The sequence below is a fragment of the Pseudomonas sp. YQ_5 genome (assembly GCF_043103305.1).
In the GTDB taxonomy this organism is placed as follows: Bacteria; Pseudomonadota; Gammaproteobacteria; order Pseudomonadales; family Pseudomonadaceae; genus Aquipseudomonas; species Aquipseudomonas putida_Y.
In genome coordinates this window covers 34716-51927 of sequence record NZ_JBICJS010000001.1, presented here as the reverse complement: position 1 = coordinate 51927, position 17212 = coordinate 34716, and the positions used below count along the sequence as shown (strand labels likewise).

The 17212-nt window shown below is 63.4% G+C and carries 16 protein-coding genes; 14 read left to right on the top strand and 2 right to left on the bottom strand.

What is annotated here, in order from left to right; genetic code table 11:
- Positions 1-8 precede the first annotated feature (8 nt).
- From ACF8EA_RS00230 to ACF8EA_RS00220, 3 genes are all read left to right on the top strand, one after another.
- Positions 9-1373 carry an MFS transporter gene (locus tag ACF8EA_RS00230; RefSeq protein ID WP_392520906.1) on the top strand — a complete coding sequence of 455 codons (1365 nt, stop codon included), beginning with the start codon at positions 9-11 and terminating at the stop codon, positions 1371-1373.
- Between the two features lie 77 nt (positions 1374-1450).
- The gene (garD, locus tag ACF8EA_RS00225; protein ID WP_392520905.1) at positions 1451-3004 is read left to right on the top strand and encodes a galactarate dehydratase; all 1554 of its coding nucleotides are present in this window, start codon (positions 1451-1453) and stop codon (positions 3002-3004) included.
- Between the two features lie 58 nt (positions 3005-3062).
- Complete coding sequence (locus ACF8EA_RS00220) at positions 3063-4643, top strand: aldehyde dehydrogenase (NADP(+)) (protein WP_021781700.1); 1581 nt, start codon at positions 3063-3065, stop codon at positions 4641-4643.
- Positions 4644-4776: 133 nt separating this feature from the next.
- Here the strand turns inward: ACF8EA_RS00220 and ACF8EA_RS00215 are convergent, their stop codons facing one another.
- On the bottom strand, positions 4777-5526 hold the full coding sequence (locus ACF8EA_RS00215; protein ID WP_003247694.1) for a FadR/GntR family transcriptional regulator: 750 nt from the start codon (positions 5524-5526) through the stop codon (positions 4777-4779).
- 199 nt (positions 5527-5725) lie between these two features.
- Here ACF8EA_RS00215 and ACF8EA_RS00210 point away from each other — a divergent pair, with 199 nt between their 5' ends.
- From ACF8EA_RS00210 to ACF8EA_RS00200, 3 genes are all read left to right on the top strand, one after another.
- Entirely contained in the window at positions 5726-6370 is a 645-nt protein-coding gene (locus ACF8EA_RS00210; RefSeq protein WP_021781701.1) for a DUF998 domain-containing protein, read from the top strand.
- Positions 6371-6444: 74 nt separating this feature from the next.
- Positions 6445-6774, top strand: a complete 330-nt coding sequence (locus ACF8EA_RS00205) for a hypothetical protein (protein WP_021781702.1) — start codon at positions 6445-6447, stop codon at positions 6772-6774.
- Positions 6775-6935: 161 nt separating this feature from the next.
- Positions 6936-7844: a LysR family transcriptional regulator gene (locus tag ACF8EA_RS00200; protein WP_392520904.1), complete on the top strand. Its 909-nt coding sequence runs from the start codon at positions 6936-6938 to the stop codon at positions 7842-7844.
- Here ACF8EA_RS00200 and ACF8EA_RS00195 read toward each other — a convergent pair whose 3' ends face one another.
- Entirely contained in the window at positions 7845-8363 is a 519-nt protein-coding gene (locus ACF8EA_RS00195; RefSeq protein ID WP_392520903.1) for a DMT family transporter, read from the bottom strand.
- Between the two features lie 195 nt (positions 8364-8558).
- Between ACF8EA_RS00195 and ACF8EA_RS00190 the strand changes: the two genes are divergently transcribed.
- From ACF8EA_RS00190 to ACF8EA_RS00155, 8 genes are read left to right on the top strand one after another with little or no spacing between them, the layout of a single operon-like run.
- Positions 8559-9068, top strand: coding sequence for a MarR family winged helix-turn-helix transcriptional regulator (locus tag ACF8EA_RS00190; protein WP_392520902.1), 510 nt, complete (start codon positions 8559-8561; stop codon positions 9066-9068).
- Between the two features lie 38 nt (positions 9069-9106).
- Positions 9107-10030 carry a GNAT family N-acetyltransferase gene (locus tag ACF8EA_RS00185; protein ID WP_103444269.1) on the top strand — a complete coding sequence of 308 codons (924 nt, stop codon included), beginning with the start codon at positions 9107-9109 and terminating at the stop codon, positions 10028-10030.
- A 51-nt stretch (positions 10031-10081) separates the two neighbouring features.
- Complete coding sequence (locus ACF8EA_RS00180; protein ID WP_021781707.1) at positions 10082-10948, top strand: class I SAM-dependent methyltransferase; 867 nt, start codon at positions 10082-10084, stop codon at positions 10946-10948.
- Positions 10938-12575, top strand: a complete 1638-nt coding sequence (locus ACF8EA_RS00175) for an FAD-binding oxidoreductase (protein ID WP_392520901.1) — start codon at positions 10938-10940, stop codon at positions 12573-12575. The genes ACF8EA_RS00180 and ACF8EA_RS00175 overlap by 11 nt, the downstream gene beginning before the upstream one ends.
- The gene (locus tag ACF8EA_RS00170) at positions 12572-13333 is read left to right on the top strand and encodes a hypothetical protein (RefSeq protein ID WP_047603909.1); all 762 of its coding nucleotides are present in this window, start codon (positions 12572-12574) and stop codon (positions 13331-13333) included. The genes ACF8EA_RS00175 and ACF8EA_RS00170 overlap by 4 nt, the downstream gene beginning before the upstream one ends.
- 20 nt (positions 13334-13353) lie before the next feature.
- Positions 13354-13992 (top strand): peroxiredoxin-like family protein, encoded by a 639-nt coding sequence (locus tag ACF8EA_RS00165; protein WP_021781710.1) that lies wholly within the window; start codon positions 13354-13356, stop codon positions 13990-13992.
- Positions 13993-14048: 56 nt separating this feature from the next.
- Positions 14049-15713, top strand: coding sequence for an NAD(P)/FAD-dependent oxidoreductase (locus ACF8EA_RS00160; RefSeq protein WP_047603911.1), 1665 nt, complete (start codon positions 14049-14051; stop codon positions 15711-15713).
- Complete coding sequence (locus tag ACF8EA_RS00155; protein ID WP_392520900.1) at positions 15713-17197, top strand: amidase; 1485 nt, start codon at positions 15713-15715, stop codon at positions 17195-17197. The genes ACF8EA_RS00160 and ACF8EA_RS00155 overlap by 1 nt, the downstream gene beginning before the upstream one ends.
- Positions 17198-17212 lie beyond the last annotated feature (15 nt).

Below are 17212 nucleotides of genomic sequence, written 5' to 3'. Positions count from 1 at the left end.
TTGCCAGCATGCAAGCGACTAAGAAGACGCATGTGCGCTACCTGATCCTGTTCATGCTGTTTCTGGTGACCACGATCAACTATGCCGATCGCGCTACCATTGCAATCGCAGGCTCCAGCCTGCAGAAAGACCTCGGCATTGACGCCGTAACCCTCGGTTATATCTTTTCCGCCTTCGGATGGGCTTACGTGGCTGGCCAGATTCCTGGTGGCTGGCTGCTCGATCGCTTCGGTTCCAAGAACGTCTACGCCTTCAGCATCTTCACCTGGTCGCTGTTCACCCTGCTGCAGGGTTTTGTCGGTGGCCTGCCGGTTGCCTGGGCCGTGGTCACCCTCTTCACCCTGCGCTTTCTGGTGGGTTTCGCCGAAGCCCCGTCGTTCCCGGGCAACGCACGCATCGTCGCCGCATGGTTCCCGACCCAGGAACGCGGCACGGCGTCAGCCATCTTCAACTCGGCGCAGTATTTCGCCACTGCACTGTTCGCCCCGATCATGGGCTGGATCGTGTTCAGCTTCGGCTGGGAGCACGTGTTCATGGTCATGGGTGTGCTCGGTATCATCTTCTCGATGGTGTGGCTGAAGACCATCTACAACCCGCGCCAACACCCGCGCATCAGCCAAGGCGAACTCGAGCACATCGAGCAGAACGGCGGCCTGGTCGACATGGACCAGAAGCGCGGCAGCGACGGCCCGAAATGGGGTTACATCAAGCAGTTGCTGACCAGCCGCATGCTGCTGGGCGTCTACCTGGGCCAGTACTGCATCAACGCCATCACCTACTTCTTCCTCACCTGGTTCCCGGTGTACCTGGTGCAGGAACGTGGCATGACCATCCTCAAGGCCGGCTTCATCGCCTCGCTGCCAGCGGTGTGTGGTTTCATCGGTGGCGTACTGGGTGGTGTGATCTCCGACTGGCTGCTGCGCCGCGGCAACTCGCTGACCTTCTCGCGCAAACTGCCGATCGTCTGTGGCCTGCTGCTGTCCACCACCATGGTGTTCTGCAACTACGTCGATGCCGAGTGGATGGTGGTTGGTTTCATGACGCTGGCGTTCTTCGGCAAGGGCATCGGTGCGCTGGGCTGGGCGGTGGTAGCGGACACTTCGCCCAAGCAGATCGCCGGGCTGTCCGGTGGCCTGTTCAACACCTTCGGCAACATCGCTTCGATCACCACCCCTATCGTGATCGGCTACATCATCAGCGCCACCGGCTCGTTCAAGTGGGCGCTTGTGTACGTGGGTGCCAACGCGCTGGTCGCGGTATTCAGCTACCTGGTTATCGTCGGCCCCATCAAGCGCATCGAGCTGCGTGATGCCGCCCCAAAGCCACACGCTGAGCCTGCCACCGACGGCGAACTGGCCAGTTCGCGTCACTGAAAGAACACGCCCGTGCCGGGTCACCCGGCGCGGGCGGATGTACAAAAGCCTGAGAATCTGACAAGTAGGGCCCAAACATGCAGTTGATCGAACATTCCGACTCGCCCCGCTACGTCCGCCTGCACGACGACGATAACGTCGTGGTGGTCGTCAACGACGGCGGCTTGGGCGAAGGCGCCCGCTTTGCCGACGGCCTGACCCTGATCGAAGGCGTGCCGCAAAGCCACAAGGTGGCCACCGTGGCCATCGCCAAGGGCGAGCCGGTACGCCGCTATGGGCAAATCATCGGCTACGCGCTGGAAGACCTGCGCCAAGGCAGCTGGGTACAGGAAAGCCAGTTGGCCATGCCGGCCGCGCCGGAACTGGACAGCCTGCCGCGCTGCGACGCCGTGCCACAGCCGCTGCCGCCGCTGGAGGGCTTCACCTTCGAGGGCTATCGCAATGCCGACGGCACTGTCGGCACCCGCAATATCCTCGGCATCACCACCACCGTGCAATGCGTGACCGGCGTGCTGGAACATGCGGTCAAGCGCATTCGCAACGAGCTGCTGCCCAAATACCCCAACGTCGACGACGTGGTGGCCATTACCCACAGCTACGGCTGCGGCGTGGCAATCAATGCCCGCGACGCTTACATCCCGATCCGCACCGTGCGCAACCTGGCGCGCAACCCCAACCTCGGCGGCGAGGCACTGGTGATCAGCCTGGGCTGTGAAAAACTGCAAGCCGGCCAGGTGATGCACGACAACGACCCGTCGGTGGACCTCAGCGACCCATGGCTGTACCGCCTGCAAGATGCCAGCCTTGGCTTTGTCGAAATGATCGAGCAGATCATGGACCTGGCCGAAACCCGCCTGAAGAAGCTGGACCAGCGCCGCCGCGAAACGGTCCCGGCCAGCGAACTGATCCTCGGCATGCAATGCGGTGGCAGCGACGCCTTCTCAGGCATCACCGCCAACCCGGCACTGGGCTATGCCGCGGACTTGCTGGTCCGCGCTGGCGCCACTGTGCTGTTCTCTGAAGTGACCGAGGTGCGCGACGCGATCTATATGCTGACCTCGCGCGCGGAAAACCAGGACGTTGCCGACGCGTTGGTGCGCGAAATGGACTGGTACGACCGCTACCTACAGCAAGGCGCCGCCGACCGCAGCGCCAACACCACGCCGGGCAACAAGAAAGGCGGGCTGTCGAACATCGTCGAGAAATCGCTGGGTTCGATCGTCAAGTCGGGCAGCGGCGCTATCCAGGGTGTGCTCGGCCCAGGCGAACGGGTCGATCGCAAAGGCCTGATTTTCTGCGCCACCCCGGCCAGCGACTTTGTCTGCGGCACCTTGCAGCTGGCAGCCGGCATGAACCTGCACGTCTTCACTACCGGCCGCGGCACCCCGTATGGCCTGGCCATGGCGCCGGTGGTCAAGGTGTGCACCCGCAGCGAACTGGCCCAACGTTGGCCCGACCTGATCGACATCGACGCCGGTCGCATCGCCAGTGGTCGCTCGACCATCGAGGAGCTGGGTTGGGAACTGTTCCATTACTACCTGGACGTGGCCAGCGGCCGCAAGCAGACCTGGGCCGAACAACACCGGCTGCACAACGACATCACCCTGTTCAACCCGGCGCCCATTACCTGATGCCGCAGCCCTGACCACGCATTCACACACTCCACCCTCAAGCCCACAGGAGCACCCCATGCCTGAAATCCTCGGCCATAACTTCATCGCCGGTCAGCGCAGTGCCGCTGGCCCTCAGCGCCTGCAGAGCCTGGACGCCAGCACTGGCGAAGCCCTGCCCTACAGCTTTGCCCAGGCCACCGAAGCCGAAGTGGACCAGGCCGCCAAGGCCGCCGCCGCTGCCTTCGCCGAGTTCCGCCAACTGGCCCCGGCACGTCGGGCCGAGTTCCTCGACGCCATTGCCGCTGAACTCGACGAACTGGATGACGCCTTCGTCGCCATCGTCTGCCGCGAGACCGCCCTGCCCGCCGCCCGTATCCAGGGCGAGCGTGGCCGCACCAGCGGGCAGATGCGCCTGTTCGCCCAGGTGCTGCGCCGCGGCGACTTCCTCGGCGCGCGCATTGACCTGGCACTGCCCGAGCGCCAGCCGCTGCCACGCGTAGACCTGCGCCAGATGCGCATCGGCGTGGGCCCGGTCGCGGTGTTCGGTGCCAGCAACTTCCCGCTGGCCTTCTCCACCGCCGGGGGGGATACCGCCGCCGCCCTGGCCGCAGGCTGCCCCGTGGTATTCAAGGCGCACAGCGGCCACATGGCCACGGCCGACCTGGTCGGTTGCGCCATCGTGCGCGCCGCTGAGCGTACCGGCATGCCCAAGGGCGTGTTCAACATGGTGTTTGGTGGCGGCGTGGGCGAGTGGCTGGTCAAGCACCCAGCGATCCAGGCGGTTGGCTTCACCGGCTCGTTGAAAGGCGGCGATGCCCTTTGCCGCATGGCCGCTGAGCGCCCGCAGCCAATCCCGGTATTTGCCGAGATGTCCAGCATCAACCCGGTCATCATCCTGCCGGGTGCCCTGGCCAAGCGTGGCGAGGCCATTGCCCGCGAGTTGTCGGGGTCTGTGTGCATGGGTGCCGGGCAGTTCTGCACCAACCCTGGACTGGTGATTGGCTTGCAGTCGCCACAGTACAGCCAGTTGCTCGCCGACCTTGGCCAGTACCTGGACCAGCAAGCCGGGCAAACCATGCTCAACGCTGGCGGCCTGCGCAGCTACGTCGGCGGCCTTGAACACCTGCATGCCCATGCCGGTATCGAGCATGTGGCCGGCCAGGCGCAGGAAGGCAACCAGGCGCGCGCTCAGCTGTTCAAGGCCGATGCACGCCTGCTGGTCGAGTCCGACCCGCTGTTGCAGGAGGAAGTATTTGGTCCCACCACCGTGGCCGTAGAGGTGCAGGACAACGACCAACTGCGCGAAGCGCTGCTAGGCCTGCGTGGCCAGCTGACCGCGACGCTGATCGGCGAGGCGGAAGACTTCGATGCGTTCGCCTGGCTGGTGCCGCTGCTGGAGGAGAAAGTCGGTCGAATCCTGGTCAATGGTTACCCGACCGGTGTCGAAGTCTGTGATGCGATGGTGCACGGTGGCCCGTACCCGGCTACCTCCGATGCGCGTGGCACCTCGGTCGGCACGTTGGCCATCGACCGCTTCCTGCGCCCGGTGTGCTATCAGAACTATCCGCAGACGCTGCTGCCTGAGGCACTGCGCGACGGCAACCCGCTGGGGCTGCGGCGGTTGGTGAACGGGCAGTGGAGTGACGGGGCGATCTGACTGGCTGCCAGAAACAGGAAAGCCCTGCGCACGGCGGGGCTTTTCTTTCTGACTGTACCGGCCTCTTCGCGGGCAAGCCCGCTCCTACAGGGCTATCTTGCCCGCGAAGAGGCCAGTACAGGCAGCAAAGGCTTCAGGTCCCTTGCGCTTCAGCCGCCTCATGCGCCTGGCGCAAGCGCTCGCGGCTGTTGCTAAGGTGCATGCGCATGGCCATCTTCGCCCCTTCGCTGTCACGCCGGGCAATCGCCTCATAGATCGCCTCGTGCTCATGCATCAGGCGACTCATGTAATGCGCCTGATCATCATGGGCCAGGCGCGCCGAATTCAGCCGGGTGCGCGGAATGATGCTGGTACCCAGGTGGTTGATGATATCGGCGAAGTAGTGGTTGCCGCTGGCCTGGGCAATGCGCAGGTGGAACTGGAAGTCCGCCGACACCGCATCAGTGGCGTGGGCCGCCCCCTCGTTGAGTTCGTCCAGCGCCGCCCGCATACCGGCCAGGGCTTCGTCGCTTCGCCGCTGGGCCGCCAGCCCGGCCGACTCGATCTCCAGGGCAATGCGCAACTCCAGCACCGCCAGCACCTCGCGCAGGGTGACCACGGTGGCCGGGTCGATACGGAAACCGCCCGTAGCCGGCGCATCCAGCACAAAGGTGCCGATGCCGTGGCGGGTCTCGACCTGCCCGGCGGCCTGCAACCGCGAAATCGCCTCACGCACCACCGTGCGGCTGACGCCCTCTTCGGCCATGATCTGCGATTCGGTCGGCAGCTTGTCGCCGCGCTTGAGCTGGCCGCTGCGAATGCGTTCGGTCAGCACCGTGACCAGTTCCTGGGCCAGACTGCGCGGCTTGCGCCGGGTCCTTGCCTGTACCTGTTGCTCTGTCATTGCCCTGTATTTCACCTTGAAAGACAGCGCTCATCATAGCGCAAGCGGTTGTACGATCACATACACCCGGTGCGGTATTTATTGTCCATCCTTGCCGACCATGCCCCATGAAAAAGCGCGCAGAATGATTGGCCCATGGTCTGCGCGAGCCTGTACTGTACGCCTTCACGCTCACTGATCCATGGAAGGAATCTGCAGTATGAAAACCCTCGACCGCCTTTTGCTCGGCAGTGGCCTGCTGATCCCCCTCTGGCTGCTGGCGGGCGTTTGGCTCACCGCCCAGGCCTACCCCGGCTACGACCACCTGCAACAGGCCATGAGCCAGCTTGGTGCGGCCGGTTCGCCAACCCACAGCTGGTCACCACGGGTCAACAACTTCCCCCTAGCCTTGCTGTTTGCCCTGTTTGCCTGGGGCCTGGTGCGGCGCTGGCGTAGCTCGACGCTGGCGCTGCTGAGTGCGGGCCTGGTGTTGCTTCATGGCATGGGCAGTTTGGGCACCGGCTGGTTCCCCTGCGACCAGGGCTGCGCACCGGCACAGCCATCTACCTCGCAGCAACTGCATAACCTGTTTGGTTTGCTGATGTTCCTCTCGCTGACTTTCGCCAGCGCCCTATGGGCATGGCTGGGCAACCGTATTGCCGGCTCCCCCGCCCTGGCGCTGTTCTCGCTGGCTTGCGTGGTGCTGGCGATTACCACCGTCGCGTTGATGGGCCAGGCGGCGCAGAGTGGCCAGTTGTTCGGCCTGTATCAACGTCTCAACTATGGCGTGTCGGTAGTCTGGGTTGCCAGCCTGGCCTGGACGAGCCTGCGCAAGCCCGCAGCCAATCCTCTGCGCGTAACCTGACGGCAAATTGCTGGCCCACAGCACCGGAAAGCGAAGGCAAACTCCGTTTTCTTTCAGAAGCTTAGGACCGCAATATGCGAGTAATTCTAGCAACGATGGCCGGCTGCGTGCTGGCCACCCTCGCTTTCGGCGCCCAGGCCAGGGCACTGAGCCAGAACGATCGCCACACCTGCGGCTGGGGTGCGCAGATAGCCGCCGAAGCCCAGCAGGCCAAGCTTTCCGGGGTAACGCTGTACGCCACACGCAAGAAGCTTCAGGTGCGTAAGTTTCCCAAGCCGTGGATGCGCATGACAGCCTTCGGCATTACCGAACAAACCTACAACAGCCGCTCGCGACTCAAGCCGGCAGCGATAAAGCGGACTTACTTTGAGCAGTGTGTTCAGCATGCGACTGCAAGAAGATAATGGTTTTTTATCAGTAAATTACAGAACAAACATAAACCCATTTAGTAGAATTCATGTGCTGTGAAGTGGCCTCTATCGCCAGCAGCTTGTAAGCGCGTGCAAGACTCAAGCATTTGTTAAGCTGATACACGTCGCCAGAATTGACCAAGGCCATTCACCCTATGGATGAACTGCGCAAGATCGACCTCAACCTGCTGCTCGCGTTGCACGCCCTGCTCAGCGAAAAGCACGTGACCCGCGCAGCCTTGCGCCTGCACCGCAGCCAACCGGCGGTGAGCCACGCCTTGGCGCAGTTGCGCAAACACTTCGACGACCCTTTGCTGGTACGCCAAGGCGGCGGCATGGCCCTCACTGCCCGCGCCCAGTCGCTGGCACAGCCACTACAGGATGCACTGAGCAATCTCGACAGCCTGTTGGCCACCCCGCTATTCGACCCAGCCCGGGCCCAGCGCCGATTCCGGCTGTCGCTATCCGACTACGCTTCGCGCATCATCCTGCCGCATTTGCTGCGCCACCTGCGCCAAGTCGCGCCCGGGGTGGACCTGGCCATCAGCCAGGCCAGCCGTGAAACCATGTTGGCGCAGTTGCTCGATGGCGAACTGGATCTGGCCCTGGGCCTGTTCCCCGAACTGCCTCAGGACATCACCGCCCAGCCCCTGTTTGCGGATCGCTTCATCAGCGTTGCCGATCGCCAGGTGCTGCCTGCCAGCGGCGGCATGGCCCTGGAAGACTGGCTGGCACGCCCACATGTATTGATGGCCATGCGCCCGGATGCTTTCGATGAAATCGAGCGCGCACTGGCCGCCCGGGGCCTGCAACGCCGTATTGCCCTGGCCTTGCCGCACTGGAGTGCGGCAGTCGAAGTGCTGGCCGGCACCGACCTGATCCTGACGGTGGCCAGCCGCGCTGTGGGATCGTTGCGCCAGCACAGGACACTGCGCCAGTTCACGCCACCACTGGCCATCCCCTCGTTCGATTATCAGCAAGCCTGGCACAACCGCAAGGACACTGACCCCGGGCACCGCTGGCTGCGCGAAACCGTATGGGCGTGCAGCCAACCAGGGCGCTGATCAGTTTTCCTGCCCTTTCACAGCTGCCGTGGAATGGACCGGTGACGCCGTCGCCCAAGTGCCCTGTACCAGCATTACTCCGCACAGGATCAGCACCACGCCGGCCACCCTGGCCAGACTGAGCGGCTTGCCACCCAACCCCATCACCCCATAGTGGTCGGCAAGCACTGCCGTGATGATCTGCCCTGCCACCACCAGTACCAGGAACCCTGCTGCGCCAAGTTTAGGGGTGAGTGCTGCGGCGCCGGCTACATACATTGCCCCCAGCACGCCACCAACCCACAACCACCAGGGCCCCTGCAGGGCCTTTCCCATGTCTGGCGCCGGCACCCGAATAATCAGCAGGGCAGCAATCACCACCAGCATGCTTACCGTCAACGATGTGAAAGCCCCCCACAGCCAGTGCCCAAGTGCCCGGCCTGCCGCAGCATTACCTGCGGCCTGAAACGGCAACACGGCACCGGCAAGCAACGCCATGGCCACAGGAAGCGCCAGTAGAAGCAATGATTTACTGAACATGGCAGTCCTCATCCAAGGTATCGATGGCCACCATGATGGTGCATTACCCAGTACTGATAGAAATCAAAATCCTGCACTTGAACTATTCGTACCACGCATAGTGAAACATCCCTTCCGTCCGGCGTGCGCATGTTGTCTTAACCCTGAAACATCTGTGCTGTTGACTTACTAAGGCACCAAGATAAACTGCGCCTTATGAATACTCTTGAGAACAAGCATCACATCATGCTCGATGCACTGGCCGAGGCCCCCGCTGACGCCAGGCAGAACGTGCGCCTGTGTTTCGAACTGCTGTCCGCTGCAGCGGCCATCAACCGGGTATGCGCCGCGCGGTTGGCCCGCCATAACCTGTCGGAAGGGCGGTTCGCAATCCTCCTGACCTTGCAAGGTGCAGGCGGCCGCCTGGCACCGCTGGAGCTGGCGACGCGCCTGGCAATCACCTCGGGCACCGTAACCGGCCTGCTCGACGGCCTGCAGGGTGATGGTTTTATCAAGCGCCGCAAGGACGCCCATGACCGTCGCAAGCTGAGCATCAGCCTTACCTCGGCAGGCATAGCGGTACTCGACGCCGTATTCGCAGAACACACTGACTGGATCGGCACGATCATGCAGTCACTGGACAACACGCAACGCGACGCCCTGTCCATCACGCTACAGGCACTCTCGGCCAGTCCTGCCCTGGCACTGCCACCGGACAAGCACTGAACCCAAGACACACCGGCAAGACCACATGGAGGTGGATAATGTTGCAGAATCAGAGCGTATTGGCCCGGCTTGGCAGGAAGCCCCGGGTACATAGCGAACACGACCGGTTAAGTCGTCGCCAACCTTGGCTCGAGGCCTGCCTGCCAGCGGCCCTTTACCGGCGCCTGTTCATCCGCCGCCTTGCCAGACAGCCACTGGCCATCGAGGGTTTCAGCTTTCGCCCGGTGCAGAACCTGTTCGAACTCGAGCAGGCCCTGCGTCTGGTCAACGAGAGCTATGCACGCCGCGGCATCGCCACCGTGTGCCGTGCGGGCATGCGGTTTTCGCCGTTTCACCTGCTACCGGGCACTACCACCTTCGTGGCTCTGAAAGACGGGCGAGTGGTTGGCACCGTATCGCTGATCGAAGACTCGGCACTGGGCCTTCCACTGGAGGATGTGCACATCAACGAGGCTGTGCTGCAGCGCCTGGGCGGTGTGCGCGTGGCCGAAGTCGGGACCTTGGCGGTATGTAGCCGCTACAAGGGCAAGGGCGTGCCACTGATGCTGTACAACGCCATGTTTCGATGGGCCATTGACCATCGTAAGGTGAGCACCTTGGTGATCGCCGTGCACCCGCGCGCCGCCAGCTTCTACCGCAATGTACTGTTCTTCTCGCCCATCGGCCCGGTACAGGCCTATACCAAACTCAACAATGCCCTGTCGCTGCCGCTGGCCGTGAATCTAGCCCGGGCGCGGGATGTGTTCGCCAAGGCCTACAGTGCGCCAGGCCTGAAGTTTACGGTCGACCAGACGTGTACCGACCTGTTCGACTTTTTTTGCTCGCGCCATTACCCACATATCCAGCTGCCCGCCGCACAGGCTCGCTGGAGTGCCGACGACGTCCTCACCCACATGGCACGTTGTGGCACCTCGCCGCACCACCTTTCGCCGCGGGTGCGACGGGCTCTGCAACTGGACTGAGCAGCCCGCCCCGCGTTCCAAACCCACACGACTTTCATGGAGGACAAGTTCATGGACACAGGATTGCTGCGCGCGATCTACAGGGAAATCACCCTCAGGCAACCGTTTGTACGTACACCTGAGCCCGACCTGGTGATGGTCGACGAAACTTGCGTCAGTGCCTACGCCGACAGTGCCGGCCAGGGCCAGGCGCTGTCCGGCACCTACTTGTACCACTGCGCACAGATGTGCGCCCTGATCAAACCCGGTGATGTCGTACTGGATATCGGTTGTGGCCCTGCCAGCCTATTGCTGCAGTTGGCCCGGCTGAACCCGCGGGCCGAGTTCATCGGTGCCGACCTGTCCACCAGCATGCTCGAGGTGGGCCGTGAATCGATCCGCCAGCAGGGCATCGACAACGTCGAACTGCGCGAAGAAGACATGACGCGCCTGGCCGGTATCGCCGACCGCAGCGTCGATGTAGTGATTTCGTCCATGGCCCTGCATCACCTGGCAGACCTCTCTCAGCTGGAAGCGACGTTCCGCAACATCGCGCGCGTGCTGCGCAATGATCGGGCCATCTACCTGAATGATTTCGGCAGGCTCAAGTCAGTGGAATCGGTGGACTACTTCGTCAGCCGCGCCAGCGACGGTGCCGACCAGGCTACCCTGCTCGACTACCGCAACTCGCTGCTGGCGGCGTTCTCGCGGGAAGAGTTCCAGACCCTTGCCGCCAGCTATCTGGGCCCATGTGCCAAGGTCTACAGCACCGCCGTCAGCCCATTGATGATGGTTGTCCGCACTCCCAAGCGGCGCTGCGTGGCGGCAATGAAGGACGAGTTCCGCCGCCGCTACCGCAGCTTGCCGCGTAGCCGCCAGGCTGATGTCGATCAGTTGCGCCTGTTCCTCGGCATGGGGGGGATGGCGAGTGCGTTCTGAGCCGCAGCGCCTGCAAGCCGCCCTGGCGGCGTGGCGCACGTTGCTGGGCGACGTCCACGTGCAGACGGATGCCGCGACGCTCGCCAGGTTGCGCCAGGACACAATGCGCTCGCCCGCCCATGCCTGCGCCCGTCTCAGGCCCGCCAACAGCGAAGAGGTGGAGGCCTGCCTGGCCATTGCCCGCCAGCACAACGTTGCGCTGCAACCTGCAAGCACCGGCAACAACTGGGGCTACGGTGGCATGGCGACTACGAATAGCCACTGCGTCCAACTCGACCTGTCGCGCATGGACAAGATTCTCGCCTTTGACGAAGCGCTGGCTGTGGTCACCCTCGAGCCTGGCGTGACCCAGGCGGCACTGGCCGACTACCTGGCCAGCCGCGACCTGCCCTTCCTCACCCCGGTCACCGGCGCCGGGCCCACGTGCAGTGTGCTGGCCAATGCGCTGGAGCGAGGGTTCGGCATCACGCCGGTAACAGACCACTGGCAGGCCGTGATGGGCCTTGAGGCCATCCTGCCTGATGGTCAGCGCTACCGCTCGCCCATGTGGGCGCCTGGCACCACCCCGTGTTTCAAGTGGGGAGTCGGGCCTTACCTTGATGGCCTGTTCGGCCAGAGCGGCCTAGGCGTGGTGACGCAAATGTCGATTGCCTTGGTCCGACGCCCGCAAGTCGTGCAACCGTTCTATTTCTGGGTCGACTCCGCGGCACAGTTACCTGCAGCACTGGACGGGGTGAAACGCATTCTTGACCGTTGCGGCAGCCAGGTGGGCGGCATCAACCTGATGAACAGCACACGCCTGCTGAGCATGGCTTATGACGCGCGCCCACTGACCCAGCTAAACCAGGCTGAGCGCGACACCGCTGCGAGGTCGCTGGCCCTGCCTGCCTGGATGGGGGTGGGCTCGATTTACTGCGAACAGGCGCAACTGGCCTCGCTGAAGGGCATTATCCGTACCGAACTGCGTCGTTTCAGCAGCCGCTATCTGTTCCGCAGCCAGCGCCAGCTGGCATGGGCAAGCCAAGCCCTGCGTCTGCTGCCAGGTGCCTGGTCCAGGCGCTGGCGGGTCATGCTGGACAAACTGCACTTGGGTATGGAACTGATGGAAGGCCGACCCAATCAGGTGGCGCTGCCGCTGGCCTATGTCGCCGGAGCACGGCCGCAGGCAGGCGCCCTGCTCGACCCGGCACGGGACAACTGCGGCCTGATCTGGTACGCACCGATCCTGCCTTTGCGTAGCCAGCAGGTGGCAACATTCGTCAGGCACATGGAGCATGTGTGCCAGACCCACCGCCTCCCCTGCCCGGTCACCCTCACCACGTTGTCTGGCCGGGCAATCGACTGCACCTTGCCACTGCTCTTCGATCGCAACGATGAAAAGGCCACAGCCCGCGCAGAGGACTGTTACCGGCACTTGTTCAACAGCGGCAAACAGCAAGGTGTACTGCCCTATCGCCTGCCTCTGGCCTTCATGCACCTGCTGACCGATACGCAGGCGCCTGCCTGGCAGCTTGGGCAGCGCCTCAAGCACGCCCTGGACCCGCAGCACCTGCTCGCACCAGGGCGTTACTGCCCACCAGCCCCGGCCACCGGATGCCATTCCTCCGCCATGGAACCCCTGCAATGAGCGACCGAAAATCCCTGATCGACCTTGGCCAACTGCCAACCCGCAACCTGGCCGAATGCCTGGCGGTGGATCAAGCCGCCCTGGTCAACGCCTTGACAGGCCAACTGCCCTCAACGTTGGTAGAGCACCTCGCTGCCAGCGCGGACCAAGCCCAGGCACTGGGCCTGTCAAAAAAAGTGGCGGCCATTGGCCTGGCGTTGGGCAAGTGGCTGGAGCAGGCCCCCGAGTCTTTGCGCCAGCAGGTGTTCGAGCAATGCTGCACGCACCCATCCGATACCGTGCGCAGTTGGGCGGCGTTTGCCCAGGCGTTCCTGTCACGCTCGCTGCCAGCGGAAGATGCCCTGCTGGCGCAGTTTCGCTTCGCCCGCGATGAGCACTTCGGTGTGCGTGAATGGGCCTGGATCGCCCTGCGACCGCGCCTGGCCCAGCACCTTGAAGCGGCCCTGGCGCTACTCGGCCGCCATACCGGCGATGCAGACCCACTGGTCCGTCGGTTCTGCATCGAGATCCTGCGCCCGCGCGGCGTTTGGTGCGAGCACATTGCCGCGCTCAAGCAACAACCAGAAGTGGCCGAGCCGTTACTGGTACCGCTACTGGCCGAAGCCGAGAAATACGCCCAGGACTCGGTCGCCAATTGGCTCAACGATGCCAGCAAGACCCGCCCCGACTGGGTACTTCAGCTGTTTCAGCGCCATCCCCCGGCCTGCAAGGCCTCGCAGCGCATCCAGACCCGGGCCACCCGAAGCCTGCCCCAGTGAACCACCACAAGGAAACAAGCATGTCACTCAAGGAAAAACTCGACGCTGTCAAACAGCAGATGGCCCAACTGCCCACCGAGGTGCTGGAAAAATTTGGCGCCTCGTTGCAAGCCCTTATCGCAAGACACCCTGAGGAGCACGTGCTCAAAGCCGGCGACAACGCCCCGCTGGCCGTGCTGGAGGATGCCGATGGCAAGGCCGTGGACCTGCGGGCCCTGCTGGCACGCGGTCCATTGGTACTGGTGTTTTACCGCGGCCTGTGGTGCCCGTTCTGCAATGTAACGCTCAGCGAATACCAGCAGATGGCAAGTGATCTGGCCGCCAGCGGTGCCACGCTGGTCGCCGTCTCTGCCCAGAGCCGCGCTGCCACCCTGAAAACCCGCGAATCCCTGGGCGTGCGCTACCAACTGCTGAGCGACCCGGGCAACCAGCTGGCGCGCCAGTACGGCATCGTCTTCGAGCTGGAGCCAGAGCTGGAAGCGGTGTATCGGGCACTCGGCGCCGACCTCAAGGCACTGAACGACTGCGACGATCTCAGCCTGCCGATGGCCAGCGCTTTCATCATTGGCCAGGATGGCCGCATTCGCCATGCATTCGTCAATGTCGACTACTCCGAACGTGCCGAACCGCAGGCCTTGATCGAAGCCGCCAGCCACTAGGACTCACTCCCCGGCACCGGGCTGCCCGGTGCCTCACCTCATCACGGACAGATGACATGAAACGTATTGCTATCATGGGTGCCGGCGTGGCCGGCCACCTGGCTGCCCTGTACCTGCGCAAACGCCTGCCGGGCGTGGAAGTGACGCTAATCGGCCGTCCGGACCGCAAGCGGCCGATCGTCGGCGAGTCGACGGTCGAACTCACTACGCACTTCTTCAAAGGCATAGGCCTGGGCAGCCTGCTCGAAGAGAAGCACTACCACAAGTACGGCCTGACCTATTACCTGAAGCTGCGCAACAACCCGGAATGCCGCAACTACGTGGTCCACGAGGCCCCCGGGGTTATCCGCATGCCAGCCTACAACCTTAACCGGTTCAGTTTCGACAAAGACCTGCGCGCCATCGTCGCCGGGCAGCAGGTGCAACTGATAGAGGCTGACGTGGCTGCGGTAGACCTGCATGAAGGTGAGCACACCCGCCATCGCCTGACCCTGCGCAACGAGGCGCAGAGCTGGCAGCTGGATGCCGACTGGGTGGTGGATGCCACAGGCCGCAATCGCTTCATGGCAAAGAAGCTCAAGCTGCACAAGGAGCCAACCTACCAGCGCAGTACCTTCTGGTTCCGCCTGCGCCAGTTCGACCGCAGCATTCTGCACAACATCAACACCCACAAGGACAAGCATCACTGCTACGACCCCTACTACGTCACCCACCATTTCTACGGCAAAGGCTACTGGATCTGGCTCATCCCCATGCGCAGTGACGACGGTGCCGACATGATCAGCATCGGCATCACCTACCGGCCCGACATGGTCAACGAGCGGATCGGCACTTTGGAGGCATTCAAGGAGCGGGTCATGGCCGATCATCCGGTGATCACCGAGTTGATGGCCTCGGGCGAAGTGGTCGACCAGCACGCCATGTACAACTACATGTACGAAGCCAACCAGTACTACTCCACCGATGGCTGGTTCCTGATCGGTGACGCGGCATTCACCTTCGACCCGGCCAACAGCGCAGGGCTGGCCTACGTGGCCCAGCAGATCCCGCAGGTGGCTGCGATGATCGAAAAGGATATCCAGGGCACCCTCACCCCGGGCTATGTCAGTTGCCTGGAGTCGCACATCCAGGCGCAGCTCGCACTGCAGGACACCTGGAGCAAATGGTACGAGGTGATGGACGACCCGTTCCTGATGGGCTGGACGCTGTTGTTCGCCAACATGGCGTACTTCCATGTGGTGCTGCCGATGTACGTCAGTGGCGACTTCCTCGACGGCCATCAGGCGCAGCAGTTCGCCGACCTGCTGCCGCGCTACACACGTGACTTACAGCCATCGCCGCTGCCATTCGCCTGCCTGCTGCGCGAAGTGCGCCGCTCCAACCCGGGCATTAGCCCACAGATGATCCCCAACCTGTACTCGCGCACCATCAACTTCGCCCTATACAAGGCCGACAACCAGGCTCGCCCGCGTTACGCCGCCAGCTACTTCCTGCGCTCGGCAATGCTGCGCCTGCGACTGATGCGCATGGTGCGCTGGAGCTTGGCACCACGCCACCTGAAGTTGCTGGCGCGGCACAGCCTGGGCACCTTGCAGGACCTGGGCCGGGCAACCAGCCTAAGGCTGATGCCCTCGTTGTTCTACAAGTACGGCGAAGCCCCCGAACTGCTCAAATCGCCATTCGGTAGCGACGGTGGTTTCCTCGACCTGGCCAAACACTGATGGTCTTGCCCAAGATGACGGCCGACCACGAACTGCTCGCCCAGAGCGGTGTGCGCCTGGCTGCGGGGGTGCGCGATGGCACGCTGTCACCGGTCGCCCTGGTCGAGGAGAGCATCGGCCGCTGCCAGGCCATACAACAACGCTGCAACGCCGTTGCAGTGGCGTTGTACGACCAGGCACGACGGGCTGCCGAGGTTGCCGAGCGCCAACGTGACCAAGGGGTTACGCTGGGCCGCCTGCATGGCGTGCCCTTTAGTTTCAAGGAAGGCCTGGGCCTGGCCGGTGCACCGAAAACCTGCGGTTCGCGCCTTCGCCAGCAACAGGTTGCACGTTTTACCGCCACTGCCGCGCAGCGCCTGATCGAGGCTGGCGCCATTCCGGTGGCACTGGGCAACCAGGCCGAGATGGCGCTCTGGCCTGAAACTGATAACCCGGTCTATGGTTGCACCGGCAGCCCTTACCGGCAGGGGCGCAGCGCCGGTGGCAGCAGTGGTGGTGATGCCGTGCTGGTGTCCAGTGCTTGCGTACCTTTCGCGCTGGGCACCGATGGTGGCGGCTCGGTGCGTATCCCGGCGGCCTGCAACGGCATCTTCGGCCTCAAGCCATCACGGGGGCTGGTGCCATTGACCGGGCATCTGCCCCTTGACGAGCGCGGTCTGGGGCAGCCGCATGCACTGGGTATCGCCCGGCATTTCACCGTGGGCCCGTTATGCCGACATGCCGAAGACCTGCCCGTTCTGCTGGAAATCATCGCTGGCCCCGACCAGCACGATCACAACATTGTCGACCACTACCAGCATTGCCAGGCGCCCGGTGCCTTGCAGCACCTATACCTGTGCCAGCCAGACCGCCTGAGCTGGGGCAGCCGGGTATCCCCGGCAGTAACCCAGGCACTGGAGGACCTGGCGCACCACTTTCAATTACAAGGCACCCAGGTCGAACGCTGGCACCCTCAGGCACTGGACGACGCATTCGCCATCTGGTTGGCCGTGCTGAAGAAGGAAGCCGGCGTTCGCCTGGCCGATATCCTCGGTGACGGCCAACCTGTGGCGCACGTGACCCAGGCCTGTCTGGCCCTGACCAGCAAACCCCTGCATGCCACCGGGCCTTGGCTGGCTACCGTACTCGACAGCCTGGGCGAATACCTGGGCAGCCCCGGGCTTACGCGTCAGCTGTCGAAACGAGATGCCCTGCAACAGGCATTGGCCGAACGCCTGGCGGGCAACAGCTTGCTGGCACTACCGGTGCTCCCCGGCATCTCCCCCAAACATGGCCATGCCCTGCGCTATCCGGGCGATATCGGCTACACCGCATTGTTCAACGTACTCGGGCTGCCAGCGCTGACGGTCCCCATGGGACGCCTTGACCAAGGTTGCCCGGTTTCCGTGCAACTGGTCGCCGGCCCAGGGCAAGAGCACCGGCTGCTGAACGCAGCCCTGGCCCTGGAACATGCATTCGGTGGCTGGCTCGCACCGCCTATCTGACTCTTTATTTTCGGG